This window comes from Verminephrobacter aporrectodeae subsp. tuberculatae, from assembly GCF_026127385.1.
In the GTDB taxonomy this organism is placed as follows: domain Bacteria; phylum Pseudomonadota; class Gammaproteobacteria; order Burkholderiales; family Burkholderiaceae_C; genus Acidovorax; species Acidovorax aporrectodeae.
The window spans coordinates 697,913-724,636 of sequence record NZ_QZCX01000002.1 but is presented as its reverse complement, the minus strand read 5'-3'; the positions used below and the strand labels follow the sequence as shown (position 1 = coordinate 724,636).

At 63.4% G+C, this 26,724-nt stretch carries 20 protein-coding genes, 1 tRNA gene and 1 pseudogene; 3 read left to right on the top strand and 19 right to left on the bottom strand.

Going from position 1 to position 26,724, the window contains the following annotated elements; translation table 11 throughout:
• Window positions 1-76: 76 nt before the first annotated feature.
• The 7 genes and pseudogenes from D5041_RS11280 to D5041_RS11250 form a co-directional block, all read right to left on the bottom strand.
• Window positions 77-152, bottom strand: a tRNA-Thr gene (locus D5041_RS11280).
• Window positions 153-164: 12 nt separating this feature from the next.
• Window positions 165-1,172 (bottom strand): class 1 fructose-bisphosphatase, encoded by a 1,008-nt coding sequence (locus tag D5041_RS11275; protein ID WP_265257303.1) that lies wholly within the window; start codon window positions 1,170-1,172, stop codon window positions 165-167.
• 71 nt (window positions 1,173-1,243) lie between these two features.
• On the bottom strand, window positions 1,244-3,985 hold the full coding sequence (gene pepN, locus D5041_RS11270) for an aminopeptidase N (protein WP_265284756.1): 2,742 nt from the start codon (window positions 3,983-3,985) through the stop codon (window positions 1,244-1,246).
• On the bottom strand, window positions 3,969-4,643 hold the full coding sequence (locus D5041_RS11265) for an HAD family hydrolase (RefSeq protein WP_010105825.1): 675 nt from the start codon (window positions 4,641-4,643) through the stop codon (window positions 3,969-3,971). The genes pepN and D5041_RS11265 overlap by 17 nt, the downstream gene beginning before the upstream one ends.
• Window positions 4,643-5,747 (bottom strand): peptide chain release factor 2 gene (gene prfB, locus D5041_RS11260; RefSeq protein WP_265284755.1). Its coding sequence is split into 2 segments (ribosomal slippage): window positions 4,643-5,665 and window positions 5,667-5,747, totalling 1,104 coding nucleotides; the frame shifts between segments, so codons are not numbered across the junction. Before prfB ends, D5041_RS11265 begins: the two co-directional genes overlap by 1 nt.
• Before the next feature lie 109 nt (window positions 5,748-5,856).
• Window positions 5,857-6,030, bottom strand: a pseudogene (locus tag D5041_RS11255) (alpha/beta fold hydrolase); the annotation flags it as partial.
• 4 nt (window positions 6,031-6,034) lie between these two features.
• The gene (locus D5041_RS11250) at window positions 6,035-6,943 is read right to left on the bottom strand and encodes an alpha/beta fold hydrolase (protein WP_265281412.1); all 909 of its coding nucleotides are present in this window, start codon (window positions 6,941-6,943) and stop codon (window positions 6,035-6,037) included.
• Between the two features lie 115 nt (window positions 6,944-7,058).
• Between D5041_RS11250 and D5041_RS11245 the strand changes: the two genes are divergently transcribed.
• Window positions 7,059-8,120 (top strand): aldo/keto reductase, encoded by a 1,062-nt coding sequence (locus D5041_RS11245; RefSeq protein WP_265284754.1) that lies wholly within the window; start codon window positions 7,059-7,061, stop codon window positions 8,118-8,120.
• 1 nt (window position 8,121) lies between these two features.
• On the opposite strand, the gene D5041_RS11240 is transcribed toward D5041_RS11245, so the two are convergent.
• The 5 genes from D5041_RS11240 to D5041_RS11220 form a co-directional block, all read right to left on the bottom strand.
• Window positions 8,122-8,928, bottom strand: coding sequence for an ABC transporter ATP-binding protein (locus D5041_RS11240; protein ID WP_010105816.1), 807 nt, complete (start codon window positions 8,926-8,928; stop codon window positions 8,122-8,124).
• Complete coding sequence (ntrB, locus tag D5041_RS11235) at window positions 8,925-9,851, bottom strand: nitrate ABC transporter permease (RefSeq protein WP_265257307.1); 927 nt, start codon at window positions 9,849-9,851, stop codon at window positions 8,925-8,927. The genes D5041_RS11240 and ntrB overlap by 4 nt, the downstream gene beginning before the upstream one ends.
• 33 nt (window positions 9,852-9,884) lie before the next feature.
• Window positions 9,885-11,129: a CmpA/NrtA family ABC transporter substrate-binding protein gene (locus D5041_RS11230; RefSeq protein ID WP_265284753.1), complete on the bottom strand. Its 1,245-nt coding sequence runs from the start codon at window positions 11,127-11,129 to the stop codon at window positions 9,885-9,887.
• Between the two features lie 398 nt (window positions 11,130-11,527).
• A complete protein-coding gene (locus tag D5041_RS11225) occupies window positions 11,528-12,154 on the bottom strand; it encodes an ANTAR domain-containing response regulator (RefSeq protein WP_010105810.1) in 627 nt (208 codons plus the stop codon).
• Between the two features lie 69 nt (window positions 12,155-12,223).
• Window positions 12,224-13,060: an ABC transporter permease gene (locus D5041_RS11220; RefSeq protein WP_265284752.1), complete on the bottom strand. Its 837-nt coding sequence runs from the start codon at window positions 13,058-13,060 to the stop codon at window positions 12,224-12,226.
• 162 nt (window positions 13,061-13,222) lie between these two features.
• Between D5041_RS11220 and cynS the strand changes: the two genes are divergently transcribed.
• Window positions 13,223-13,666 (top strand): cyanase, encoded by a 444-nt coding sequence (gene cynS / locus D5041_RS11215; RefSeq protein ID WP_010105806.1) that lies wholly within the window; start codon window positions 13,223-13,225, stop codon window positions 13,664-13,666.
• Window positions 13,667-13,897: 231 nt separating this feature from the next.
• Here cynS and D5041_RS11210 read toward each other — a convergent pair whose 3' ends face one another.
• The 7 genes from D5041_RS11210 to D5041_RS11170 all read right to left on the bottom strand — a co-directional run bounded on the left by D5041_RS11210 (window position 13,898) and on the right by D5041_RS11170 (window position 25,573).
• On the bottom strand, window positions 13,898-14,419 hold the full coding sequence (locus D5041_RS11210; protein WP_265257310.1) for a hypothetical protein: 522 nt from the start codon (window positions 14,417-14,419) through the stop codon (window positions 13,898-13,900).
• A gap of 320 nt (window positions 14,420-14,739) precedes the next feature.
• Entirely contained in the window at window positions 14,740-18,270 is a 3,531-nt protein-coding gene (locus D5041_RS11205; protein WP_498063235.1) for an SPM autocatalytic domain-containing protein, read from the bottom strand.
• Between the two features lie 120 nt (window positions 18,271-18,390).
• Window positions 18,391-18,849, bottom strand: a complete 459-nt coding sequence (locus tag D5041_RS11195) for a hypothetical protein (protein ID WP_265284749.1) — start codon at window positions 18,847-18,849, stop codon at window positions 18,391-18,393.
• A 192-nt stretch (window positions 18,850-19,041) separates the two neighbouring features.
• Window positions 19,042-19,497 (bottom strand): hypothetical protein, encoded by a 456-nt coding sequence (locus D5041_RS11190; protein ID WP_265284748.1) that lies wholly within the window; start codon window positions 19,495-19,497, stop codon window positions 19,042-19,044.
• Between the two features lie 28 nt (window positions 19,498-19,525).
• Window positions 19,526-21,811: a calcium-binding protein gene (locus D5041_RS22005; protein WP_321162171.1), complete on the bottom strand. Its 2,286-nt coding sequence runs from the start codon at window positions 21,809-21,811 to the stop codon at window positions 19,526-19,528.
• A gap of 13 nt (window positions 21,812-21,824) precedes the next feature.
• Entirely contained in the window at window positions 21,825-23,288 is a 1,464-nt protein-coding gene (locus tag D5041_RS11175; protein ID WP_265284747.1) for an HlyD family type I secretion periplasmic adaptor subunit, read from the bottom strand.
• Window positions 23,285-25,573: a type I secretion system permease/ATPase gene (locus D5041_RS11170; protein ID WP_265284746.1), complete on the bottom strand. Its 2,289-nt coding sequence runs from the start codon at window positions 25,571-25,573 to the stop codon at window positions 23,285-23,287. Before D5041_RS11170 ends, D5041_RS11175 begins: the two co-directional genes overlap by 4 nt.
• A gap of 369 nt (window positions 25,574-25,942) precedes the next feature.
• Here D5041_RS11170 and D5041_RS11165 point away from each other — a divergent pair, with 369 nt between their 5' ends.
• A complete protein-coding gene (locus D5041_RS11165; protein WP_010108190.1) occupies window positions 25,943-26,701 on the top strand; it encodes a 3-hydroxyacyl-CoA dehydrogenase in 759 nt (252 codons plus the stop codon).
• Window positions 26,702-26,724 lie beyond the last annotated feature (23 nt).

Genomic DNA, 26,724 nt, shown 5'->3' with positions numbered 1-26,724 from the left:
GGGCCATGGGCATGGGCATGAAAAAAGCCTCCTTGGTCCTGCGCTATCACCTGCGCATCAGGAATTCAGAGGCTTGTGGTGCCGGAGAGAGGAGTCGAACCCCCGACCTTCTCATTACGAATGAGCTGCTCTACCAACTGAGCTACACCGGCGAAAAACGGGCATTATAGCCCGCGGTGGTAGTCCGTCACGCGCTGCACCTCGTTTTTCGATCCGAGGATTACGCTCACGCGCTCGTGCAACTGGGTGGGCTGGATGTCCAGGATGCGCTGCCTGCCGTTGGTCGCCGCGCCGCCGGCCTGCTCGACGATCCAGCCCATGGGGTTGGCCTCGTACATCAGGCGCAGCTTGCCGGGTTTTTCGGGTTCGCGCCGGTCCCAGGGGTACATGAAGATTCCGCCGCGCGTGAGGATGCGGTGCACGTCGGCGACCATGCTGGCGATCCAGCGCATGTTGAAGTCCTTGCCGCGCGGGCCTTCGCGGCCCTGCAGGCATTCGTCGATGTAGCGCTTCACGGGCGCGTCCCAGTGGCGCTGGTTGCTCATGTTGATCGCGAATTCCTGCGTGTCCTCGGGGATGCGCGGGTTTTCCTGCGTGAGCAGGAACGAGCCCTGCTCGCGGTCGAGCGTGAACAGCGCAACGCCCGCGCCCACGGTGAGCACCAGCGTGGTCTGCGGGCCGTAGATGCAGTAGCCGGCGGCGACCTGCTGGCTGCCGGGCTGCAGGAAGTCGCTGCCCGCGACGTCGCGCGCGCCGTCGGGCTTTCGGAGCACGCTGAAGATCGTGCCTATGCTCACGTTCACGTCGATATTGCTCGACCCGTCCAGCGGGTCGAAGAGCAGCAGGTATTCGCCCTGCGGGTAGCGGTTCGGCACCGGGTAGATTCCGGCCATTTCCTCCGACGCCATGGCCGCGAGGTGGCCGCCCCATTCGTTGGCCTCGATCAGCACCTCGTTGGCGATGATGTCGAGCTTTTTCTGAATCTCGCCCTGCACGTTCTCGCTCGCTGCGCTGCCCAGCACGCCCCCCAGGGCGCCCTGGTTCACGGCGTGGCTGATGCTCTTGCAGGCGCGCGCAACGATTTCGAGCAGCAGGCGCAGCTGCGCCGGAATCAGGCCGTCGGCCCGTTGCTGTTCGACGAGGTAGCGGGTCAGGCTGATGCGCTTCGTCATGCTGGTTTTTCCTTGCGGTTTTCCATGATGCTACGCGTCCCCCACGGCCCATGAAACAGGCTCGGGGGTGTTCACTCCAGCGCGCAGTTGAGCACCTCGCGCAGGTCGGGGGAGAGATCGGGTTTCGCAGCGACGCGCGAAATCGCCTCGCGCGCCGCGCTGCGCCAGGGCTCGGCCAGTTTCTTCCAGTGCTCCAGCGCGCGCGCCAGGCGCGCGGCGATCTGGGGGTTGATGGGGTCGATTTCGAGCACGCGCTCGCGCCAGAACACATAGCCCGCCGCGTCCGCGCGATGGAACGCGCCCGGGTTGGCGTTGCAATAGCCAAAGAGCAGGCTGCGCGCGCGGTTCGGATTCTTCAGGTTGAAGTCCGGGTGCTGCATGAGCTGGCGCACGACGGGCAGCACGTTGCCGCCACGGTCGAACGCCGTCGCCTGCAGCGCGAACCATTTGTCGACGACCAGCGGCTCGTCGCGGAACTGCGCATGAAAACGCGCCAGCGCCGGGGCCGCGAGTTCGCTGTCGCAGGACACCAGCGCCACGAGCGCGTTGAAGCGCTCGGTCATGTTCGTCGCGTCCTTGAAGCACTGGTAGGCCTTTGCGGGCCAGAGCGTGTCGCCCGTGCTCCGGGCGGCCAGGCACAGCAAGCTCAGCGCCAGACCGCCGAGCGCGCGGCGGCCGGACGACGCCGGGTCGGGGCAGTAGCCGCCGCGGCTCTGGCTCTGCTCCCAGGCCCAGACCCAGTCGGCGTGCAACGCCAGCGCAAGCTGCTCGCACATGGCTTCGCGCACGGTGTGGACGCGCTGCGGATCGACCACGTCGAGCTGTTCGGCGATGTAGCTCTCCGACGGCATCATGAGCACCAAGTCCTTGAAGGCCGGCTCGAGCGTGGGGTGGCGCAGGACGCCGCGCATCGCCGCGACGAACTCCGCGCAGAGAATCGGCTGCCCGATGCGGCCGTTGGCGCCGCATGCCTTGTCGGCGATCGCCGCCATGGCCCTGCGCAGCGCCAGCCGCTGGCCGGCCTCCCAGCGGTTGAACGGGTCCGTGTCGTGCGCCAGCAGCGTGAGCAGCTGGGAGTCGGTGCAGGCCATGTCCAGCAGCACGGGGGCGCTGAAGTTGCGCAGCAGCGAGGGCACGGGTTCGCCGTCCAGGTCGCTGAAGACCAGCGTCTGCTCGGCTTCGGTGAGCACCACGAGGTGTGTGGCCTCGTCTGACGCCGCAGCGTGCGGGGCCGCGTCCGCCAGGTGCAGCGGCAGGGCGGCGCCGCTGGCGCTGAGCAGTCCCAGTTCCACGGGGATGACGAAGGGCTGTTTGTCGGGCTGGCCGGGCGTGGGCGCGCAGCTTTGCGCCAGGCTGAGCGTGTAGCAGCGCGTGGCCGCGTCGTAGCTGCCCGAGGCGCGCACGCGCGGCGTTCCGGCCTGGCTGTACCAGCGCTTGAACTGGGGCAGCAGGCGCGCCAGCGCGCTCGCCGGGTTGGCGTCGGCAATGGCCTGCGCGAAATCGTCGCAGGTCACGGCCTGGCCGTCGTGGCGCTCGAAGTACAGCCTCAGGCCGCGCGCAAAGCCTTCGCGCCCGACCAGGGTATGCATCATGCGCACCACCTCGGCGCCCTTTTCGTAGACGGTGACGGTGTAGAAGTTGTCGATCTCGACGTAGCTGTCGGGCCGCACCGGGTGCGCCATGGGGCCGGCGTCTTCGGCAAACTGCATGGTGCGCAGCACGCGCACGTCCTTGATGCGCAAGACGGCGCGGGCCGACGCGCTGCCCGCCAGGTCCTGGCTGAACTCCTGGTCGCGAAACACCGTGAGCCCTTCCTTGAGGCTCAGCTGGAACCAGTCGCGGCAGGTCACGCGGTTTCCCGTCCAGTTGTGGAAATACTCGTGGCCGACCACGCTTTCGATGTACGCGTAGTCGGTGTCGGTGGCGGTGGCCTCGCTGGCGAGCACGTACTTGGTGTTGAAGATGTTCAGGCCCTTGTTCTCCATGGCGCCCATGTTGAAGTCGCTGGTCGCGACGATCATGAAGCGCTCCAGGTCGAGCGGCAGGTCGAAGCGCGCCTCGTCCCAGGCCACGCTGTGCATCAGCGCGCGCATCGCGTGCTCGGTCTTGGCCAGGTCACCGGGGCGCACGTACACCTGCAGCAGGTGCTCGCGGCCCGAGAGGCTCCTGATCCGCTGCTCGCGCGCCACCAGCTTGCCCGCGACCAACGCGAACAGGTAGCAGGGTTTTTTGTGCGGATCGACCCAGCGCGCAAAGTGGCGCCCGCCCTCGAGCGCGCCGCTGGCGACCAGGTTGCCGTTGGACAGCAGCACCGGGTACAGGGCCCGGTCGGCACGCAGCGTGACGCTGTAGCTGGCCATCACGTCCGGGCGGTCGAGAAAGTAGGTGATGCGCCGAAAACCCTCGGCCTCGCACTGCGTGAAGAAACTGCCCTGGCTCATGTGCAGGCCCATGAGCTGCGTGTTCTTCACCGGGCAGCAGGTGCTGAAGATCTCCAGCGTGAAGGGCGCGCTGTCCGGCAGCTTTTCCAGCACCAGGCGCTGGCCCTCCATCTTGAACGAGCAACCCTGGCCATCGACGAGCACGCGCGCCAGGTTCAGGTCCTCGCCGTCGAGTCTCAGCGGCTGCGCGGCCAGGTCCGGGTTGCGGCGCAGCGTCATGCGGTTGAGCACGCGCGTCTTCTGGGGGTCCAGGTCGAACGTGAGATCCACGCTGTCGATCCAGAATGCGGGCGCGCAGTAGTCCTCGCGGCGAATGGCGTGCGCCGGGCCTGCGCCGTCGCCACCGGTATCGGCCTCATGCAGTGGCAACATGGATGCGCTCCAGAAAGTCGGTGTTCATGAGTTCGGTGTAGTCGCGCACGGCGGCGAGCACGTGCGGGCCCGCGAGTTCCTGCGCGCTGTGCGTGCTGCAAATGGCCACGGCGCGCATGCCCGCGCGCCGGGCGGCTTCGATGCCGAAGGGAGCGTCTTCGAAGACGATGCAATGCGCGGGCTGCGCCGCGATGCGCCGCGCCGCCTCGAGAAAAATATCCGGCCGGGGCTTGCCGGGCAGCCCCTCGTCGCCACGCACGATGGCCAGGGGCGCAGGCTCCATGCCAAGCTGCGACAGCACGAAGCGCACGCTGTGGATGTCGCCCGCCGTTCCCACGGCGACCTTCAGTCCGCGCTCGGCGACCTCTGCGGCAAAGCGGCGAAAGCCCGCGACCTCGGCGAAGTGCGGCGCGAACAATTCGCGGTAGATGTCTTCCTTCTCGCGCGTGAGCGCGTCCACCTCGTCCTGCACGAGCGCGCGGCCGAGCAGTTCGTGCAGGCATTCGGCGCCGTTGCGGCCCGTGGTGCGGGACATGAAGTCGGGCAGGTCGATCGGCACGGCGCGGCGCCGCGCAAACTCGCCCCAGGCCCGGGAATGCCAGGGCATGGAATCGACCATGGTGCCGTCCATGTCGAAGATGATGGCTTCGGTGCGCATCACAGGCCCTGCTTCAGAGAGGCTTCGATGAAGGCGTCGAGGTCGCCGTCGAGCACCTTTTGCGTGGCCGAGATTTCGACGTTGGTGCGCAGGTCCTTGATGCGGCTGTTGTCCAGCACGTAGCTGCGGATCTGGTGGCCCCAGCCGACGTCGGTCTTGCTGTCTTCGAGCTTTTGCTGCGCTTGCTGGCGCTTGCGCATTTCATGGTCGTACAGGCGCGAGCGCAGGCGCTGCCACGCGATGTCGCGGTTGCCGTGCTGGCTGCGGCCGTCCTGGCATTGCACGACGATTCCCGTGGGAATATGCGTCAGGCGCACGGCCGAGTCGGTCTTGTTGATGTGCTGGCCGCCCGCGCCGCTGGCGCGGAAGGTGTCGGTGCGCACGTCGGCCGGGTTGATGTCGATCTGGATCGAGTCGTCGATCTCGGGGTAGACGAACAGGCTGGCAAAGCTCGTGTGGCGCCCGCCCGAGGAGTCGAACGGGCTCTTGCGCACCAGGCGGTGCACGCCGGTTTCGGTGCGCAGCAGGCCGTAGGCGTATTCCCCCTCGACCTTGATCGTGGCGCTCTTGATTCCCGCCACGTCGCCCGGCGTTTCCTCCTCGACTGCGGCCTTGAAGCCCTTGCGCTCGGCGTAGCGCAGGTACTGGCGCAGCAGCATGCCGGCCCAGTCGCAGGCCTCGGTCCCGCCCGCGCCCGCCTGGATGTCGATGAAGCAGCTCAGCGGATCGGCCTCGTTGCCGAACATGCGGCGGAACTCGAGCGCTTCGATCTCGGGCCTGAGCTTGGCGGTTTCGGCTTCGATCGCCGCCAAGCCGGCGGTGTCGTTTTCTTCCCGGCTCAGCGCGAACAGCTCGGCGTTGTCCGCGAGCTCGCGCACCAGCCTGTCGAGCGTGAGCACCACGCCGTCGAGGGCCTTCTTTTCCTTGCCCAGCTCCTGCGCCTTGCGGGGATCACTCCAGACCGCCGGGTCCTCCAGCGCTGCGTTGACGGTTCTCAGGCGTTCGAATTTGGCATCGAAGTCAAAGATACCTCCGCAACGCCTGCGTTCGCCCGATCAGGTCAGAGAGGGTGTTGCCGATGAGGTTGATACGTTCTGCGTCCATGGTGTCCTGCCGGTTCTGTGGGTTTGTGGGCGCGCGATTTTCTCACGGGACGCTGCCCGGGCGGGATTTGTGAACAACTGGGAACAACGGCGCGGCCCTTCCGGGGCGCTCACGCGGCGTCCAGGAACTGCTCGATGAGCTGCGCGACCTGCCCGGGCTGATCGTGGTGCAGCATGTGGCCGGCGTCGCGCACCACGGCGCTGCGGCAGTCGCGCACATGGCGCAGGCGCTGGTGGTATTCGTCCAGCGTGTACTCGCCGCCCCACCATTGGCCGAGGCTGTTGCGCTCACGCGGCGTCCAGGAACTGCTCGATGAGCTGCGCGACCTGCCCGGGCTGATCGTGGTGCAGCATGTGGCCGGCGTCGCGCACCACGGCGCTGCGGCAGTCGCGCACATGGCGCAGGCGCTGGTGGTATTCGTCCAGCGTGTACTCGCCGCCCCACCATTGGCCGAGGCTGTTGGCGTCGGCCTCGACGGCGAGCACCGGGGCGCTGATGCGCCCGTACATGGCCAGAACCTCGTCCACGCGAAAGAGCTGCGCGCTGGTGATCTTGTGCGCGGGGTCGCCGAGGATTTCCCACTGCCCCCGGGCGTTGGGTCGCGCCCAGTGCTGCGCCAGCCATTCGGCCTTGTCCCGCGCCAGGCGGGGGTTGGTCCGCATGAGGCGGCGCGCCACGCCGTCGGCGCTGTCGTAGGTCTTCAGGGCCATCGCGCCCTGGTGCAGTTGCCGGATCTCGTCGATCCATTGCGCGTAGCGCGCGGGGGCCTGCGCGGGCTGTGTGGCCGGCAGGCCAAAGCCCTCCAGATTGACCAGCCGGCGCACGCGATCGGGCCGCACGCCGGCGTACATCATGGCCACGTTGCCGCCCATGCTGTGCCCCACCAGATCGACGGCCTGACCCGGGGCGCAGTGGTCCAGCAGCAGGTCCAGGTCGGCCAGGTAGTCGGGAAAGAAATAATGGTCCGCCTGCGCGCTCGACGTGCCCCCGAAGCCGCGCCAGTCGGGCGCAATGATGCGCCGCTCCTGCCGCAGCGCGTCCACCGTGAACTGGTACGAGGCGCTCACGTCCATCCAGCCGTGCAGCAGCACCAGCGCGGGCCGGGGGCTGTCCTGCGGCCCCCAGTGGCGCACGTGGTAGTTCAGATGGCGCAGCGCCAGTGTGCTGCTGCGCGAAGCTTGGCGGGGTTGGTACATGGGGGCGGGGCTGTGGAGTCGGCAGGGGTTCGGGCGGGTGCGCACCGCAGGGTGCAGGGCGTGGAAATCCATTATCCTGCGCGCTCGTTCCGCTGCCCGCCGTCCGGTCCCACCCATGCAAAAAATCCAACTTGGCCAGAGCGATTTGCGCGTCACCCCCATTTGCCTGGGAACCATGACCTTCGGCGAACAGGTCGCCGAGGCCGACGCGCACGCCATACTGAGCCGCGCGCTGGAGCGCGGCCTGAACTTCATCGACACCGCCGAGATGTACGCGGTGCCCGCCCGCGCCGAGACCTGCGGCGCCACCGAGCGCATCATCGGCAACTGGTTGGCGAAGAATCCGGGCGCACGCCAGAAGCTGGTGCTCGCGACCAAGGTCGCAGGCCCTGGACGCGGCATGCCCTGGGTGCGCAGCGGCCGGGGCATGACGGCGGCGGACATCGCGGCCTCGTGCGAGGGCAGCCTGCGCCGCCTGCGCACCGACGTCATCGACCTGTACCAAATCCACTGGCCCGAGCGCCACGTGCCCGCGTTCGGCGCGCTGTACTACGACCCGGCCAAGGAGGCATCGAGCACGCCGATCCACGAGCAGCTCCAGGCGCTGGCGCGGCTGGTGCAGGCGGGCAAGGTGCGCTGCATCGGCCTGTCCAACGAGACGCCCTACGGCGTGCACGAGTTCGTGCGCCTGGCCGAGCAGCACGCCCTGCCGCGCGTGGCCACGGTGCAGAACCCGTACTGCCTGATCAACCGCAGCTGGGAAAACGCGCTCGACGAAACCTGCCACCGGCTCGCGGTATCGCTGCTCGCCTATTCGCCGCTGGGCTTTGGCCTGCTCACGGGCAAGTACGACGCGGGCGGCACCACGGGCCCGAGCGCACCCAAGGACGCGCGCATCACCGTCTACGAGTCGATGCGCGGGCAGCGCTGGGGGCGCCCCGAGGCGCTGCAGGCCGCGCGCCGCTACAACGCGCTGGCCCGCGCCAACGGCCTGACGCCCACGCAGATGGCGCTCGCGTTCTGCTACACCAAGTGGCAGGTGGCGAGCAGCATCATCGGCGTGACCTGCGCCGCGCAGCTCGACGAAAACCTGAACGCCTGGGGAACGCGCCTGTCGCCCGAACTGCTGCAGGCCATCGACGCCATCCGCCGGGAAATGCGCGACCCGGCGCAGTGACTCAGTCCACCCGCTCCACATGCGCCTGGCGCGTGTACAGAAAGTCGATCACCGCCTTGCGGCAGCGCAGGTAGCGCGGGTCCTCGGCCAGTTCCACGCGCAGGCGCGGGCGGGGCAGGTCCACGCACAGGATCTCGCCAATGGTTGCGGCCGGCCCATTGCTCAGCATCACGATCCGGTCGGCGAGCAGCACGGCCTCGTCCACGTCGTGCGTGACCATGACCACGGTGCTCTGCGTGCGCGCAACGATTTCCAGCAGTTCGTCCTGCAGCCTGGCGCGGGTCAGCGCGTCGAGTGCGCCGAAGGGCTCGTCCATGAGCAACACCTGCGGCTCCATGGACAGCGCGCGCGCGATTCCCACGCGCTGCTTCATTCCACCGGAGATTTCGCCGGGGCGCTTTTGCCCCGCGTGCGCCAGGCCGACCAGCGCCAGAGCGTCGGCTGTGCGCTGCCTGAGCCGGGCCCGGTCTTCCTTGGCGCCAAAAACGCGCTCCACGGCCAAGTACACATTGTCAAAGCAGCTCAGCCAGGGCAGCAGCGAGTGGTTCTGAAAGACCACCGCGCGCTCCGGCCCGGGGCCCCGGATCTCCTTGTTCGCGCACAGCAGGACGCCGCGCGTGGGCGTGGCCAGCCCGGCAATCAGGTTCAGCAGGCTGGACTTGCCGCAGCCCGAGTGGCCGATGAGCGCGACGAACTCGCCGCGGGCAATCGCCAGATCGATCCCGCGCAGCGCGGGGAACAGGCCCTTGGCCGTCTTGAAGCTTTGTTCCACGCCCTGGACTTCAATGAACCGATTGCCGGCGTTCATGCCCTGACCTCCTCGAACGTGAACGCGCTGGCGAGCCGGATGAGCGCGTATTCGAGCACCATCCCGACGGCGCCGATCACGAAGATGGCAATGAGGATGTTCTTCACGTTCAGGTTGTTCCACTCGTCCCACACCCAAAAGCCTATGCCCACGCCGCCAGTGAGCATCTCGGCCGCGACGATCACGAGCCAGGCGGTGCCCACGGCCAGGCGCACGCCGGTGAGCATGTAGGGCAGGACGGCGGGCAGCAGGATCCGGGTGGCGATCTTCCATTCGGACAGATTCAGCACGCGGGCCACGTTCATGTAGTCCTGCGGAACGCGCTGCACGCCCACGGCGGTGTTGATGATCATGGGCCAGATGGAGCAGATGAAAATGGTCCAGATGGCGGCCGGGTTGGCGCCCTTGAAGACCAGCAGACCCAGCGGCAGCCAGGCCAGCGGGGACACCGGGCGCAGCAGGCTGATGAGCGGGTTGAACATGCGCCCCAGAAAGTCGAAGCGCCCGATCACGAAGCCCGCCGGAATGCCCACCAGCGCCGCCATGCCAAAGCCGATGGCCACGCGCTGCAACGACATCAGCAGGTTCCAGCCCAGGCCCTGGTCGTTCGGGCCGTTGCGGTAGAAGGGGTCGGCGAACACCTTCAGCGCCTGCGTCCAGGTTTCCCGGGGGCCCGGAATGCCGCTGCTCGCGGACACCAGCGCCCACACGCCCACGAGCAGCCCCAGGCCGCACAGCGGCGGCAGCACGCAGAGCCAGAAGCCCTGCGACAGGGTCCGGACCGCCTGGCGTGCGGCCGGGGGATTTGCCGTTGGCGGCGCCGGGCTTGCGGCACGGGCCGCGCCCGCAGCGTCGGCTGCATGCGGCATGGCATTGCGCGCCGGGGCGGAATCGGGCGGGGCGTGAAACACGGCACTGACCATGGTGTTCTCCTGTTCGCGGGTCGGTCAGGAAGTTCAGGCCCTGATCTTGAAACTGTCGGCGTACCGGGCGGGGTCCTTGCCGTCCCAGAGCACACCGTCGATCAGCTTTTGGCTGCGCATTTCGCTCTTGGGCAGCGGTGTCTTGGACGCCGCTGCCGCCTGCTTGTAGACGTCGATGCGGTTCACCGCCCGGGCGACTGCGGCGTAGTCGGGGTGCTCCTTCAGCAGGCCCCAGCGCTTGTGCTGCGTGAGAAACCACATGCCGTCCGACAGGTACGGGAAGTTCACCGCGCCGGCGTTGAAGAACTTCATGTGGTTCGGGTCGTCCCAGGTCTTGCCCATGCCGTCCTGGTAGCGGCCCAGAATGCGCTGGTTGATCCCCTGCACGTCGGTGTTCACATAGGCTTTGCCGGCAATCGTCTCGGCCATGCGGTTCTTGTTCGCCAGACCCTCGTCGATCCAGCGGCTGGCCTCCAGGATGGCGGCGGTCACGGCGCGCGCCGTGTTCGGATTCCGGCGCACGAATTCGGACGTGGTGCCGAGCACCTTTTCCGGATGGTCGCGCCAGATCTCCTGCGTGGTCGTGGCGGTCACGCCGATGCCGTCCATGATCGCGCGGTGGTTCCAGGGCTCGCCCACGCAAAAGCCGTCCATATTGCCCACGCGCATGTTCGCCACCATCTGCGGCGGGGGCACGGTGATCACCTTGGCGTCGCGCACCGGGTCGATGCCGTTCGCAGCGAGCCAGTAGTACAGCCACATGGCGTGCGTTCCGGTGGGGAAGGTCTGGGCAAAGGTGTACTCGCGCTTTTCGGCCGCCATCAGCCGGGCCAGGCCCGCGCCATCGACTGCGCCCTTTTCGGCGAGCTTGCGCGACAGCGTGATCGCCTGGCCGTTGTGGTTCAGGCCCATGAGCACGGCCATGTCCTTCTTCGGTCCGGCAATGCCCAGGTGCACCCCGTAGACCAGACCGTAGAGCACATGGGCAAAGTCGAGTTCGCCGTTCACGAGCTTGTCGCGCACACCGGCCCAGGAAGCCTCCTTGGTGGGGACGATGCTCACGCCGTATTTCTTGTCGATTCCCAGCACCGAGGCCATGACCACGCTGGCGCAGTCGGTCAGCGGAATAAAGCCGATCTTCACTTCCTTTTTCTCCGGGGCGTCCGAGCCCTGCGCGTGCACGAGTGCGCGCAGCGCGGGGCCCGCGCCCACGGCGCCGATACCGGCGGCCTGCAGCACGGTGCGGCGGTCGATGCTGGTTTTCAACCTATTCGTCATGGGGCGTCCCTGGTGGCGTGAAAAACAAGAAAGGCGTCCTCACCACGCGCCCGGTTGCTGCTCTCAGCAAAGCCGGGTGCGGGCGGGGACGCCTTTGTCCATTGCGGAGCCCGGGGCTCCGACACGGACAAGCGCGATCCCGCCATTGGGTCGGTGCTGTCCGTGGTGCGACCTGCATTGGTCTTGCAGGTGCTGGTGCAAGCCGCGTGCCAGCAACGCGGATTCCGGGCGGGCAAGCCATGGGCCATGGGACGCGTGCAGCCCAAGCCCTGGGCCCCGTCTGCCTCCCGATCCCCGCGGACGAATGCGGACCGGGCTCTGCACGCCGCAGCGCACCAGATTTGTGCGCTGCACCATCGCGCACCGGTTTTGCACCGGGAACGCGGGCGCGGGCGCCGTCAGTCCAGCAAGTCCAGCGCATCGAGCATGCGCTGGGCCAGTTCCGCGAGCCTGAGGCTCTTGTCCATGGCGGCCTTGCGCAGCTTCGCGTAGGCCTCCTGTTCGCTCAGACCCTGGCGCTGCATGAGCAGGCCCTTGGCGCGCTCGATGATCTTGCGCTCGCGCAGTTCGGCCCGGGCCCCGGCGAGTTCGGCGCGCAAAGCCTGCTCGTGCCGAAAGCGCGCCAGGGCCACGTCCAGAATGGGGCGGATGCGCTGCGGCGCAAGGCCCGCGACAACATAGGCGCAAACGCCCGCGGCCACCGCGTCCTTGACGTGCGAGGTGTCCTCGTCGTTCGTGAACAGCACGATGGGGCGGCGCGCGTCGCGCGTGGCGAGCACCACGTACTCGAGCGCGTCGCGCGCGTCGCTTTCGGCGTCCACGACGATCAGGTCGGGCTGCAACTGGGCGATGCGCTCGCTCAGAAAGACATCCGCGGGCAGCGTCGCCACCAGGTTGAAGCCGTTCTCCAGCAGCCCGATGCGCAGCGCGCGCGAGCGCCCGGCCAAGCGCACGGCGTGCTCGTCTCCCGGGTCGGCAACGTCCAGATCCGGCGCCACCACCACGATGCGCAAAGCCTCAGTCATACATATCCCTGCGCGCGAGCAATTTCTACGCCACGAACAACGCCGCCGCGGCGCCGCAGAATGCGCACCTCAGGCTCTGAAGCGCCGGCGCGTGAGCGCCAGTGCGATCCAGAACGCCGCCACGGTGGTGCCCCCCAGCGCCAGGCCGTGGCGCAGTGCGTCGGCGGGCCACTGGTTCATGAACAGCGGCCGCACCAGTTCCACCGCATGGGTCAGCGGCAGCCAGTCGGAGATGGCGCGCACCACAGGGGGCAACTGCGCGCGCGGGAAGAACACGCCCGACAGGAACATCATGGGCGTGAGCCCCAGCGTGAAGTAGTAGGTGAAGAAATCGTAGCCCTTGGCGAGCGCGTTGAAGATCAGGGCAATGCTCGAAAACATGATTCCCACGCCCAGCAAAATGGGCCAGGCGAGCAACAGCCTGGGGCTGTGGCTGATTCCCAGGGCAAGCATCACGCACAAAATCGCCGAGACCGTGAACAGCGCCTTGAACGCGGCCCAGAGCATTTCGGCGAGCACCACGTCGTCCAGGCTGATGGGGGCATTCATGATGCCCTCCCAGGTCTTTTGCACATGCATGCGCGAGAACGCCGAATACAGCGCCTCGAAGCTTGCCGCGTTCATGGCGCTCATGCAGACCGAGCCGCTGGCCAGGAACAGGATGTAGGGAACCGTCTGCCCCTCCATCTGGATCTGCCCCACCAGCGCGCCCATTCCGTAGCCAAAGGCGACGAGCCAGATTAGCGGCTCGGCGATATTGCCCACGAGGCTCGGAAACGCCAGCTTGCGCCATACCAGCAGGTTGCGCAGGAACACCGGCCAGGCACGGGCCGAGAGGCTGGGCGGGCGCCATATGGACGGCTGGACTGCGGTGATGCTGGGGGCGGAGGCGGTGGCGCTTGGCATGCGCCTATTGTGCGGTGTAAACCGGCAGGCGCGCTTTTTGCGCAGCACTGCCTGGCCCGGTCTGCCGCTGGTTTCTGCCCCGCTGTTGCAGCGGCGCCAAGGCCACCCCTTCCCTGCTGATCGCAAGCCCGATGCCCCTCAACGCCCGCAAAAGGAAACCCCATGAACCGCAACGACGTCACCGAAAAAATCATCAGCACCAAGGTCGCCAAGGGCCTGCAATGGAGTGCCATCGCCAGCAAGCTTGGCCGGTCCAAGGAATGGACCACCGCGCTGTGCCTGGGCCAAATGAGCGCGTCCGCCGAGCAGGCCCGGTGTCTGGGCGAGATCTTTGGCCTCACGGACGAGGAGCAGAAATGGCTGCAAATCGTTCCCCACAAGGGAACGCTGCAAACGCCCGTGCCCACCGACCCGCTGATCTACCGCTGGTACGAGATCGTGAACGTCTACGGCAGCACCATCAAGGAGCTGATCCACGAAGAGTTCGGCGACGGCATCATGAGTGCCATCGACTTGAGCATGGCCATCACGCGCGAGGCCGACCCCAAGGGCGACCGTGTGAAAGTGGTCCTGTCGGGCAAGTTCCTGCCCTACAAGCAGTATTGAAAAGGCAAAGCGCCGCGCGGTACCCTGCCGTGGCCACACCCCGGCGACAGGTTGGGCCGAGCGCAGCGCTTACCCCCTCTTTGCCAGCAGGCAATTCGCTCCATTGCCCCGCCCGCGCAGGCCCGGTTGCCACAAGGCCTGTCCACACCAGAGCCCCGGCCAAAGACATTCGAGCCGGAGCGCGTCGCCGCGATCTCCGAGGGCGCCATATCCGAAGCGTGACCGGGAAGTCTATTTTGAGATACCGGGATACATCCATGGCATATTCTTCTGAATATCGAAGTACAGCGTATATTTATCCATATCAAGAAGCACAAGTTTTATGGAATTTTTTCGTCTTACGCATCTGCCTTCTCTGAAATCCGATCTGACGTGACCGGCCATCTTGTAGGTCTTGAGAACCTCTTCTTTTGATAGAATAGCAATCCACCAAACATGATCACCTATGTCATCCGATATTCTGCTGTTCAAGAAATCCAATTGATTCTTTGATAAATATGAATCCACTGACTCTGGCGTCACGTATGAAGGAAGAAAGCATACCTGCTCGCCAATCTGAATTATATCTTCAAGTTTCACCTCTTTTTCGGAAGTTAATTTTTCAGCCACCATGGATTCAAAAGCACGATCTTCAAAAGTACTGAGCCAGTTAATCAACCTAAGAAATGGTATTGATAAAAGTAGTATTGTCAACGGCAGTATCAAAAACAGAAAAACAATCCGGAGAAATATTTTTATACCAGCAAAAAGCATAGCAACTCCAAGGGGTTGAGTAATCAGAAACTTGCGTCGGTAAATTCATCATGAATATCTACTGTCCTCCTTGGTAGCCAGCCGTTGCCTCCTGCGTCAGAACAAAAGATATTTCCATGGATATCTCCGATATGGATACTGTCATAATCCAAAATCCAAGATTCAGATGCATCGATCAGCGCTCCCTCAAACTCTCACTCCCCGCCCCTTGGATCGGACTGAGCAGATATTCAATTCCCCGTCTTTGCCAGCAGGCAATTCATTCCATTGCCCCGCCCGCGCACACCCGGTCGCCACAAGGCCTGCGCAGGCAGGGCCCATCAGTTCCAGCCCGCAGCCAGCACCGGGGTCAGAGCCGTCTGGTAATCGGCCGCCAGCGTGGTCTGCCCTGCGGGCGGCGGTGCAAAGGCCGCCATCGCAGACACAAGGGCATTCACCTGGCTGTCCAGCAGCACCTTGCCATCCGCAGTCTGGAAGCGCTCGATATGGTAGGCATTGCCCACATACCAGTTGTTGATCAGGCTCTTGTCCGAGGTGCCGATGATGCTTGCCTCCAGGTCCGCATCCACGCGGCGCAACCACAGCTGATTCGTGTTCACGCCTGCGCCAATGGACAGGCAATCGGTATTGCCTGCGGTGCTGTCGTAGTCGGTGATGTTGTCCACACCAGAGCCCCGGCCAAAAACATAGGTGTCGTTGCCATTGCCGCCGTCCAGGGTGTCGTTGCCTGCTCCGCCATCGAGCGTGTCGGCTCCGTTCCCGCCGGAGAGGGTGTCGCTGTCCGCACCGCCATTGAGCGTGTCGTTGCCATCGCGCCCGTAGATCGTGTCGGCTCCCGCTTGGCCGCTGATGCTGTCGTCCGCAGTGGTACCGACGATGTAATCGGCCGCTGCCGTGCCCGCGAAGGCCTTGTTCTTGAGTTCATTCAGGCCCCAGGTGGTGCCGTCGGCGAACCTGACTTGCTGGATCGGGTTGCCGGCGTTGGCCGGGTCGTCCCTGGAGAAGAAGTCGCAGATGGTCAGCTTGTCTGCGGTGCCCACGATGGACAGCATCAAGGTCGAGCCGGAGCGCGTAGCCGCAATCTCCGAGGGCGCCACACCCGCCTTGAACTGCAGCACGTTGAGTTTGTCTGCCGCCTGCTCGTAGTCCGGACTGATGGTGTCCTGCCCGTCGCCCTTGCCAAACAGATAGGTGTCGTTGCCCGCACCTCCGCTGAGCACGTCATTGCCTGTTCCTCCGTCGAGCGTGTCGGCTCCGTTCTCGCCGTAGAGGCTGTCGTTGTCCGCGCCGCCATCGAGCGTGTCGTTGCCATCGCGCCCGTAGATCGTGTCGGCTCCGGCCTGACCGCTGATGCTGTCGTCTGCCGTGGTGCCGAAGATGAAATCGGCCGCTGCCGTGCCCGCGAATCCCTTGTTCTTGAGCTCATTGAGGCCCCAGGTGGTGCCGTCGGCGAACCTGACTTGCTGGATCGGGTTGTTCGCGTTGGCCGGGCCCTCGCCGGAGAAGAAGTCGCAAATGCTCACCTTGTCTGCGGTGTCCCCGATGGACAGCACCAAGTTCAGGCCGGCGCGTGTCGCCACGATCTCCGAGGGCGCCACACCCGCCTTGAACTGCAGCACATTGAGCTTGTCTGCTGCCAGGTCGTAGTCCGAACTGATGCTGTCCTGTCCATCGCCCTTGCCAAACAGATAAATGTCGTTGCCCGCACCTCCGCTGAGCAGGTCATTGTCTGTTCCTCCGTCGAGCGTGTCGGCTCCGTCCCCGCCGTAGAGGCTGTCATTGCCTGCGCCACCATCAAGCGTATCGGCTCCCGTGCCACCCTGGATCCAATCGATACCATCACCGCCTTTCAAGCGATCATCTCCCGCACCGCCAAACAAAGTGTCGTTGCCTGCACCGCCCAGAGCAATATCGTCACCATTTCCACCGTCTATTGCATCGTTGCCTGCTTTGCCAATCAGCATATCGTTGCCGTCGAAACCCCGGATGTTGTCCTCCCCTGCACCGGCGACAATCAAATCCGGCCGTGAGGTGCTGGTGAGCCTGTCGGTGGACGACGCAGCGAAACGAACTGTCCAACTGCTCAGTTCCTTGCTGAATACTCCCAGATCGGTGGTGGTATCGAGTTGGGTCGCGAGGAATTCGGCGGCGTTCCAGCCGAGTTCCGCCAAGTTTCCGTATCCGTAAGAGCTCACAAACTCGACCAGATCGACAATTCCTTGTTGACTGTTCGATGCGATGCTCTGAATAAAGGCCGATTCAAGCCCGGAGAACGAAAGCGTGTCCGCCTCGAGCGCGGAATCAAACATGCCGGTGTAAGCCTTCAATCGGGTTATCAGAACCAGGGATTCATAAATGTCGGTTTTGAATCGGTCGTACGCCAAGGAAATGTTGGCAATCTGCTCAGCGGCCAGCGTTACCCTGAGCGCGCCCGAGCTGGCATCCAATGGCGTAAACCGGGCCTGCCCGGTGGCACCCCCATAGGTAAAGCCCATGAAGCGCTCGACCACGCCCAGTTTGCGAATGAATTCGTTGTAGTCTGGCGTGCCTGCGGTCAACCCGGCCAAGTTGTAGGTCAACGTCACACCATTGCTTGAGAGGGCATCTGCCTGCGCCTTGAGCGATTTCAAATCGGCTGTATCGGCCCATTTCTCAATGAAACCGTCGAGCTTGTCGATCTGCCCTTGGCGGGTGGTTTGCTGGGTGTAGGTTTGCACCCAATTACCGAGTTCGGTCGAGAGGCTGATGGCTTCAGACAGATCGCGCACACGTCCTGAGCCGCGCAAATTGGGCAATGCCATGGCCTGATCGGTGAGTGTGATCCTGTCGCTGAACTGCCGATAGAAGGTATTGACCAGCAGGTCCAGGTTGGCCGTGGCACTATTGGTTTCCCCCGTCGCTCCCGTAGTACCGCTGGACCGGGTAAAGGTGCCTGCTGCCGTCTGCAGATTGCCATTTCCCAAGTCGGTCCGCACAGCGCTTGAATTCACGCCAATCGCAGTAATGCTGTTGGCGTCCAGTGTGGTCAACTCGTCGGCTTGGCTGATGCCGTCCTGGTTCAAATCACGCCAGATGCGCAAATTGGCAAAACCGCTGTCTGCCGAGTTGATCTTGCCGTCGTTATTCGCGTCCAGGTCCTTGAGCGCGTCAAAGCCGTCGGTGGCCCGTTCACCGTTGCTCTTGAGCGTGTCCACACCAAAGAGTTCGCGGCCCGAATCGATCGTGCCATTGCCATTGCGGTCCAGCACCAGCCAGCCATCGTCGGGTTTCACCCAGCCAGTGCCGGTCTTCACGCCATCGGCGTCGTGATCAAACAAGATGATCGTCCCGTCGCGGGTGCTGGTGGTTTCAATGCCGTCGCCATCCAGGTCGAGGACCAGCGGATCACGGCGCGGTGGGGTTGTGCCAGCAGCGCCAGCGGTACAACCTGTGTTACCCGTGCCACCAGCCGCGCCGCCAGCATCGCTGCTACCACCGCCGGGATTCCTGGAATCACCAGAGCCAGAACCTCCGCTGGGTCGGTTATCCCACCACTGCTTGGGATTAATTGTTCGATCTTGTTGGTTCTTTATCTGGTAATGAACATGCTGTTTAAATTGATTCTCTCCTTCTGGACCACGGCCACCCATCGTGCCAATCGGACAACCTGCATTTACCTTCTCCCCGACCTTCACATTTCGTTCTTGGGTATGGAGGATCTCGTGACTATTTCCATCTGCGTCACGAATCTTGATGGTGCCGTATTGGCCGCCAACAAAAGTTACAGTGCCACTAATGGGAGAGTGAATTGTTGGATGTGTCAGATTGATTCCAGATTGTCCAACATTATAATTAAAAATCAACTCCACCATGTGGCCCCTTGCGATTATGAGTTTCACCATAATTTCCAGTGATGTGTGCCGCGACACCATTCTGACTTGGAAGCATTTTGTTCATTGTATCATTGAAAGGCATGATTGCTCCTTAATAATTCAAAGTGACCAGTCTTCAATACGCACCAAATTCCAACAAGAATTCAGAGAAAAAAAGTAATTTACCAAATGATCAGTGTCATCTTTCGTGAGAGTCAATTTGGCGCGATTCGATTTTATTTCATCGATACGCAAAATCAAATCTCTTTGTTTTCTCTCGACCTCATCAGGAATAACAGGAAAATCGATCTGATTGCGTCGAGATTTTTGCATGACGGGTTTTGGCTCAGGCATCGCGGTCAAATCAAGCCACTGTTCTTTGAGTGGATATTTCGTAAATTTTATTTGTACTTCCTTGCTTTCAGAAAAAACTTTTATGAATTCAGAAAAATCACGGGAAGGACATTTTATTTGCCGGCTGCCAGAAGCCTGTTGGACCGGATGACTTGCATGGTCGAGAGCATATGCTTGACTACAAACAGCAAAAAACAACAAAGAGTATCGCATTTTAATCAACATGATTTTCTCCTTTCCAGAAAATGCTGACCTAACAACTCAGCATGAGCATGCTGTACGATTGCATGTGGTTCTTCGGGTTTTCGATTTCCACCGTGACTCCCAGTGAGATGTGGTGTTCTGCCATTTTGGGCTGGCAATACCGTGTTCGGCACATCATTAAAACGCACGATTTTCTCCTTGGCAGTTCAAAGTTCAATGCGACCAATTTTCAATACGCACCAAACTCCAACAGGAATTCAGAACAAAGAAATAATTAACAACATAACAGGTATCCTCTTTCGTCATGGTCAATTTGGCACGATTCGATTTGATCCAATCAATGCGCAAGCTCAGGTTTTCTTGCTTTCTCTCAATTGCATTATCTATAACAGGAAAGGAGACCTGATCGCGTCGGAATGTTCGCATGACAGGCTTTGCCTCAGGTTCTGCGTCCTCCAGCACTTGGATCTTGAGTGGATATTTGATAAATTTGATCTGCACCTCCTTGCTTTCAGAAAACACTTTCATGAATTCATAAAAATCACGGGAAGGACATTTTATTTCCTTGCTGCCAGACGCTTGCTGGACCGAATGACTCGTATGGTCGAGAGCATATGCCTGACTGCAAACAGCAAAAAACAACAAAAAATAGCGCATTATGATCAACATGATTCTCTCTTTTTCAGAAAATGCTGGCCTAACAAGCGTATCGGCTCCGGCCTGACCGCTGATCGCGTTGTCCTGCGTTGCTATCGATGATGTAATCGGCCGCTGCCGTGCCCGCGGAGACCCTGCCCTTGAGCGCATTGACGCCCCAGATGGTGTCGTCGGCAAACCTGACCTGCTGGATCGGGTTGTAGGAGTTGTCCGGGTCCTCACCGGGGAAGAATTCGCAGATGGTCACCTTGTCTGCGGTACCCACAATGGACAGCACCAAGCTCGTGCCGGCGCGCGTAGCCACGATCTCCGAGGGCGCCACACCCACCTTGAACTGCAGCACGTCGAACTCGGCGAAGCCCGAACTGATGGTGTCCTGCCCGTCGCCCTTGCCAAACAGATAGGTGTCGTTTTCCGCACCACCACGGAGCACGTCGTTGCCTGCGCCACCGTCGAGCGTGTCGGCTCCCGCGCCTCCCTGGATCCAATCGTCACCATCACCGCCTTTCAAGCGATCATCTCCAGCACCGCCAGACAAAGAGTCGTTGCCTGAACCGCCCAGAACGATGTCGTCACCATTTCCACCGTCTATTGCATCGTTGCCTGCTTTGCCAATCAAAATATCGTTGCCGTCGAGACCCCGGATATTGTCATCCCCTGCACTGGCGACAATCAAATCCGGCCGTGAGGTTCCGGTGAACCTGTGCTCGGTGGATGCAGCGAAACGGACTGTCCAACTGCTCAGTTCCTCGCTGAATGCTCCCGGATCGATGGTGGTATCAAGTTGGGTGATGAGAAATTCGATGGCGTCCCAGCCAAGTTCAGCCAAGTTTCCGTATCCGTAAGAACTCACAAACTCGACCAGATCGACAATTCCTTGTTGACCGTTCGATGCGATGCCCTGAATAAAGGTCGATTCAAGCCCGGAGAACCAAGGCGTGTTTGCATCGAGGAGCTCGGAATCAAACATATCGGTGTAAGCTTTCAATCGGGTTATCAGAACCAGAGATTCATAAATGTCCGTTTTGAATCGGTCGTACGCCAAAGAAATGTTGGCGATCTGCTCAGCAGCCAGCGTTACCCTGAGCGTGCCCGAGTTGACATCCAATGGCGTAAACCGGGCCTGCCCGGTGGCACCCCCATAGGTAAAACCCATGAAGCGCTCGACCACGCCCAGCTTGCGAATGAATTCCTTGTAGTCTGGTGTGCCTGCAGTCAACCCGGCCAATTTGTAGGTCAACGTGACCCCATTGCTTGATAGGGCGTCTGCCTGCGCCTTGAGTGGTTTCAAATCGGCTGTATTGGCCCATTTTTCAATGAAACCGTCGAGCTTGTCGAGCTGTCCTTGGCGGGTGGTTAGTTGGGCGTAGGTTTGCACCCAATTGCCGAGTTCGGTCGAGAGGCTGATGGCTTCAGACAGATCACGCACACGCCCTGAGCCGCGCAAATTGGGCAATGCCATGGCCTGATCGGTGAGTGGAATCCTCTCGCTAAACTGCCGATAGAAGGTATGTACCAGCAGGTCCAGGTTGGCCGTTGCGCTATTGGTTTCCCCCGTGGTACCGTTGGACCGGGTAAAGGTGCCCGCTGCTGTCTGCACATTGCCATTTCCCAGGTCGATTCGCCCAGCGCTTGAATTCACGCCTATTGCGGTAATTTTGTTCGCGCTGAGTGTGCTCAACTCCTTGGCCTGGCTGATGCCGTCCTGGTTCAAGTCACGCCAGATGCGCAAATTGGCAAAAACACTGTCCGCCGAGTTGATCTTTCCGTCGTTATTCGCGTCCAGGTCCTTGAGCGCGTCAAAGCCGTCGGTGGCCCGTTGACCGTTTTTCTTGAGCGTGTCCACACCAAAGAGTTCGCGGCCCGAATCGATCGTGCCATTGCCATTGCGGTCCAGCACCAGCCAGCCGTCGTCGGGTTTGACCCAGCCAGTGCCGGTTTTCACGCCATCGGCATCATGATCGAACAAGATGACCGTCCCGTTACGTACCGGGCAGTTTGCTTCCAAGGGAGCGCACGCATCATGACCGAACAAGATGGCCATCCCTTCGCGGGTGCTGGTGGTTTCAATGCCGTCGCCATCGAGGTCGAGGGCCAGCGGATCACGGCGCGAAGGAGTTGTGCCGTCAGCGCCAGCGGCACAACCCGCGCTACCCGCGCCACCAGCCGCACCGCTAGCATCGCCGCCTTCAGAAAAATCACGCGAAGGGCATTTTATTTGCCTGCTGCCGGAAGCTTTCTGAATGGGATGGCTTGCATGGTCAAGAGCATATGCTTGACTACAAACAGCAAAAAACAACGAAACGTAGCGCATTTTAACCAACATGATTCTCTCCTTATCAACGCTCCCTCAAACTCTCACTCCCCGCCCTCTGAATCGGACTGAGCAAATATTCAATCACCCGCCTCTGTCCCGTCTTGATCTCCGCCGTGATATTCATCCCCGGCGCCAGCCGGATGGGTTTTCCATCCACGTCGATATGCGTGCGCCCGAGTTTGAGTATGGCCGGGAAGATCGCGCCGCGTTTCTCGTCGTTCACCGCGTCTTGCGTCACTTTCTCCACCTCCGCAGGCACGGTGCCGTAGCGCGTGAACGGGAAGGTCTCCAGCTTGATGCTCACGTCCTGCCCGGGAACTACAAAGCCGATGTCCTTGTTTTCCAGCGTGACCTCGGCGCTCATGCTCGCGCTTTCGGGGACGATGACCATCAGGGCCTGCGCCTCGGTGACCACGCCGCCTTCGGTGTGCAGGGCCAGTTGCTGCACGGTGCCGCTGACCGGGGCCGTGAGCGTCGCGCGCTGTTCGCGTTGTCTGGCCTTGGTCAGTTCCTGGCCCGTCTGGTGGCGCTTGAGGTCCGCCTGCGCCTGGCGTTCACTCAGCGCGCGCAGGGTTTCTGCGAGGTAGGCGCTGCGGGTTTTTTCGGCCTCGCGCAGCGCCGCTTGCGCTTCGTACAAGCGGGCCTTCTGCGTTGCCAGGTCGCGTTCGAGTTCGATGCGTTCGCGGGTGCGGTCCTGCCGGGCGTGGACCGACATGAAGCCCTGGGCCATCAGGGTCTGGAAGTCCTGTTCGCGCTGGCGGGCGATGGGCACGGTGGATTCGAGCTTGTCGATCATGGCCTGCACGGTGGCCCTCTCGGCCTCGCGGCGCTGCTGTTCTGCGCTCAGGCGGTCCAGGCGCGCGCTGACGTCGTTCCATTCCGCGGCCAGTTGGGCCTGGGCTCTTGCGTGTTCCGCGTCGGTCCAGTCGGCTGCGGCGGCGTTTTCCCGGATGGCTGCGTCCAGCGCCCGGTCCACGGGGGCCCTGTGCTTTCCCGCGCGCAGCATCTGTTGCTGCACGCGGGTGCGCAGCCATTCGGACTGCGCGGCCTTGTGCGTTTCGAGCAGGCTGGCCCGGTCGGCCTGCGCGTCGGTGGGGTCGAGTTCCATGAGGGACTGGCCGGCCTGCACCCGGTCGCCGTCCTGGACGAGGATGCGGCGCACCACGCTGCGCTCCAGCGGTTGGACGGTCTTCGTGCGCTCGCTCACGATGATGCGCCCGGGCGCCACGGCCACGATGTCGATCTTGCCGAAGGTGGTCCACGCCACGGCGCTCAGGAACAGCGCCATCAGCGCGTAGGCGATGCGCCGGGGCGCCGGGTGCACCGGCGTTTCCTGCAGGCTCAGGGCGGCGGGCAGGAAGGCTTGTTCGTCGGCCAGGCGCGCCGGCCCGGCGAGTTCCGCGCGCCGGGCCCATGCGGTTCGCAGCACGGCCCGGTAGCGGGCCAGCAGTTCCAGGGCCGGGTGGCGCGGCGCAGTGGTGTTCATGCCAGTCCCCGGGGCGGGATGGTGGTGCCGCCGGGGGCTGGCGCCGCGGCCCGGCTGTCCTGCATGCGCCACAGGTGCGCGTACAGGCCCTGCTGCCTTTGCAGCAGCGCGTCGTGCGTGCCAGTTTGCACGATGCAGCCCTTGTCCATGACGAGGATTCGGTGCGCGTGCCGCACGGCGCTCAGGCGGTGGGCAATGATGAGCACGGTGCGGCCCGCGCAGATGGGGACCATGTTGTGCTGGATGATGGCTTCGCTTTCGTAGTCGAGCGCGCTCGTGGCTTCGTCGAGGATGAGGATGCGCGGGTTGGTAAAGAGCGCACGCGCGATCGCGATGCGCTGGCGCTGGCCACCCGAGAGGCTGCCGCCCTGCTCGCCGACCAGGGTGTCGTAGCCCTCGGGCAGTTCGCTGATGAAGTCGTGCGCTCCCGCGAGCCGGGCGGCTTGCAGCACGGCCTCTATGGGAGTCGCGGGGTCGGCGATGGCGATGTTCTCGCGCACGCTGCGGTTGAACAGCAGGTTCTCCTGCAGCACCACGCCCACCTGGCGGCGCAGCTGGGCCGCGTCGATGAGGCTGATGTCGATTCCGTCCACGAGGATGCGGCCCTGGCTTGGCGTGTACAGGCGCTGGATCAGTTTGGTGAGCGTGCTCTTGCCCGAGCCCGAGCGGCCCACGATGCCGATGATTTCTCCGGGGTGCAGGTCCAGGCTCACCCCCGCCAGGACGGGCGCGGCCTCGGGCCGGTAGCGAAAGTGGACGCCGTCGAGCGTGATGCGGCCCTCGATCGGGGGTAATTGGGCGGCGCTGCTCGGGGGCACTTCGGTGCGCGTGTCGAGGATGTCACCCAGCCGCGCCATGGAGATGCCGGTCTGCTGGAAGTCCGTCCACAGCTGCGCCATGCGCATGATGGGCTGCGCCACGCGCTGGGCAAACATGTTGAAGGCGATGAACTGGCCGACGGTGAGCGCGTTGTCCATGACCAGGCGCGCGCCGTACCAGAGCGTGGCGGCGTTGACGAGTTTGCCGATCAGGTTGATTCCCTCGTGCGCCCAGCTGGCCAGGTTCTGCGTCCGGAAGCTGGCGCTGACGTAGGCGGCCAGTTGCTTGTCCCAGCGGCGTGCGAAGGAGGGCTCGAGCGCGCCCGCCTTGACGGTCTGGATTGCGCTCACGGTCTCCACCAGCATCGCCTGGTTTTCTGCTCCGCGGGCGAATTTGTGGTCCAGCCGGCGGCGCAGCAGGGGCACGACCGCGAGGCTCAGGCCGAAGTACAGCGGCAGGCTGACGAGCACGATGAGCGTCAGCGGGACGCTGTAGAACAGCATCACCGCGATGAAGACCACCGAGAACAGCACGTCCAGCACAACGGTCAGGGCGTTGCCGGTCAGAAAGCTGCGGATGTTCTCCAACTCGCGCACGCGCGCCACCGAGTCGCCCACGCGCCGCGCCTGAAAGTAGGCCAGCGGCAGCTGCACCAGGTGGCGAAACAGGCGCGCGCCGAGCTCCACGTCGATGCGGTTCGTCGTGTGGCTGAAAACGTAACTGCGCAGTGCGTTCAGAACGCTCTCGAACAGCACCACGATCACGAGGCCGATGACCAGAACGTCCAGCGTGGTCACGCCCCGGTGCACCAGCACCTTGTCCATCACGACCTGGAAGAACAGCGGACTGACCAGCGCAAAGAGTTGCAGCATGAACGAGATCAGCAGCACCTCGCCCAGGAGTTTGCGGTGCTTGACGAGGCTGGGGATGAACCAGGAGAAGTCAAACTTGGCCAGTTCGCCGGCCAAGCTCGCGCGGCTGGTGATGAGGATGAGTTCGCCCGTCCAGCGGGCGGCAAAGACCTCCAGGGGTTCGATCACCGGCTGGCTGCCCGCAGCGGGCGCCGACGGGTCCTGCAAGAGCACCCGTTGCCCGTCGCACTGGGCAAGAACGACCGTGCGCGCCGAACCGGCCGGCCCGCGCAGCAGGGCCAGCGCGGGCAGCGGACTCAGGGAGAGCCGGTCGGTGCCGGTGCGCGAGCGCTTGGCGCGCAGGCCCAGGTGCTTGGCCGCCCGGAGCAGGTCCTCGGTGCTCGCGGGTTCGCTGGGCCGCAAGCCGATTTGGTGGGCCAGCGTGGCCGGGTCGGCTGCGGTTTGGTGCAACCGGGCGACCATGCACAGGGCGGTGAGCGAGTCTGCTGCCGGGTCCTGTTGCGCGCCGGTCTGCGGTGCTGCCGGGGTTGCGTCCGGCGTGCTTGCCGTGGCCACGGGGGGGCTTGTCTCCGTATCCGTATTCTTTTCCGTCATGGTGAAATCCATCCCTTCTCTTGATTTGCCGCAGGGCTTGCGCTCCTGGGCAGAGACTGGTAGGGCCGAAACGGCTGGCTGCCCGTCGGGTTCGACGGAGGGCGCCAGTAGCTCGGAGTAACTTCAGTTCATCGCGGATATTTGTCTCTCATGTTACTCCGCTCGCATCGGGCGAAGGCATACCCGACATGTAAAAGGGGGTATAAAAAATTGTTACTCTCCTGGCGCAGTTCCGGTGCTGGGCCGCTCCCACGCAGCGCCCGTGACCAGCATGCCGGGGGTTTCCGCCGCTGTGCTCTTGCTCCGCGGGCTGCCCGCAGGGGATCCCCCATAATCGGCGCTCACTTCACCCGGCTGGAGACACAGGACATGGAAATCAAGGGCAAGGTATTCATCGTGACCGGCGCGGCGTCGGGTCTGGGCGAGGGGACGGCGCGCATGCTTGCGGCCCAGGGCGGCCAGGTGGTGCTTGCCGACATGCAGGCCGAAAAGGGCGCGGCCGTGGCCCGGGAAATCGGCGCTGCCTTTGTGCCATGCGATGTGGGCAGCGAGGCCGACGGCCAGGCCGTGGTGGCGCAGGCGGTTTCCATGGGCAAGCTCATGGGTCTGGTGAACTGTGCCGGCATTGCCCCCGCCGAAAAGACCGTGGGCCGCAGCGGCGTGCATGCGCTGGAGCTCTTTCGCAAGACCGTCACGGTCAACCTGATCGGCAGCTTCAACATGATCCGCCTGGCCGCGCAGGCCATGTGCGGGAACGATCCCGAGCCCACCGGCGAGCGTGGCGTGCTGATCTCCACCGCCAGCGTCGCCGCCTACGACGGCCAGATCGGCCAGGCGGCGTACTCGGCGTCCAAGGGCGGCGTGGTTGGCATGACGCTGCCCATCGCGCGCGACTTGGCGCGCAACGGCATCCGCAACATGACCATCGCGCCCGGAATCTTCGGCACGCCCATGCTCTTTGGCATGCCCCAGGAAGTGCAGGATGCGCTGGCTGCGAGCGTCCCCTTTCCCAGCCGCCTGGGAACGCCGCAGGACTACGCCAAGCTGGTGCAGCACATCTTTGAAAACGACATGCTCAATGGCGAGGTGATTCGCCTCGATGGCGCGATCCGCCTGGCACCGCGCTAAGCCCCCTCGACTTGGCGCAGCGG

Coding starts and splice junctions, on each gene's coding strand:
- D5041_RS11205 (WP_498063235.1), bottom strand. CDS start 18,270: ATGGTGGAGTTGATTTTTAATTATAATGTTGGACAATCTGGAATCAAT.
- D5041_RS11230 (WP_265284753.1), bottom strand. CDS start 11,129: ATGACGAATAGGTTGAAAACCAGCATCGACCGCCGCACCGTGCTGCAG.
- D5041_RS22005 (WP_321162171.1), bottom strand. CDS start 21,811: ATGTTGGTTAAAATGCGCTACGTTTCGTTGTTTTTTGCTGTTTGTAGT.
- D5041_RS11275 (WP_265257303.1), bottom strand. CDS start 1,172: ATGACGAAGCGCATCAGCCTGACCCGCTACCTCGTCGAACAGCAACGG.
- D5041_RS11170 (WP_265284746.1), bottom strand. CDS start 25,573: ATGACGGAAAAGAATACGGATACGGAGACAAGCCCCCCCGTGGCCACG.
- D5041_RS11250 (WP_265281412.1), bottom strand. CDS start 6,943: ATGTACCAACCCCGCCAAGCTTCGCGCAGCAGCACACTGGCGCTGCGC.
- D5041_RS11175 (WP_265284747.1), bottom strand. CDS start 23,288: ATGAACACCACTGCGCCGCGCCACCCGGCCCTGGAACTGCTGGCCCGC.
- D5041_RS11210 (WP_265257310.1), bottom strand. CDS start 14,419: ATGCTTTTTGCTGGTATAAAAATATTTCTCCGGATTGTTTTTCTGTTT.
- D5041_RS11225 (WP_010105810.1), bottom strand. CDS start 12,154: ATGACTGAGGCTTTGCGCATCGTGGTGGTGGCGCCGGATCTGGACGTT.
- D5041_RS11265 (WP_010105825.1), bottom strand. CDS start 4,643: ATGCGCACCGAAGCCATCATCTTCGACATGGACGGCACCATGGTCGAT.
- ntrB (WP_265257307.1), bottom strand. CDS start 9,851: ATGGTCAGTGCCGTGTTTCACGCCCCGCCCGATTCCGCCCCGGCGCGC.
- pepN (WP_265284756.1), bottom strand. CDS start 3,985: ATGTTGCCACTGCATGAGGCCGATACCGGTGGCGACGGCGCAGGCCCG.
- D5041_RS11245 (WP_265284754.1), top strand. CDS start 7,059: ATGCAAAAAATCCAACTTGGCCAGAGCGATTTGCGCGTCACCCCCATT.
- D5041_RS11220 (WP_265284752.1), bottom strand. CDS start 13,060: ATGCCAAGCGCCACCGCCTCCGCCCCCAGCATCACCGCAGTCCAGCCG.
- cynS (WP_010105806.1), top strand. CDS start 13,223: ATGAACCGCAACGACGTCACCGAAAAAATCATCAGCACCAAGGTCGCC.
- D5041_RS11165 (WP_010108190.1), top strand. CDS start 25,943: ATGGAAATCAAGGGCAAGGTATTCATCGTGACCGGCGCGGCGTCGGGT.
- D5041_RS11190 (WP_265284748.1), bottom strand. CDS start 19,497: ATGTTGATCATAATGCGCTATTTTTTGTTGTTTTTTGCTGTTTGCAGT.
- D5041_RS11195 (WP_265284749.1), bottom strand. CDS start 18,849: ATGTTGATTAAAATGCGATACTCTTTGTTGTTTTTTGCTGTTTGTAGT.
- D5041_RS11240 (WP_010105816.1), bottom strand. CDS start 8,928: ATGAACGCCGGCAATCGGTTCATTGAAGTCCAGGGCGTGGAACAAAGC.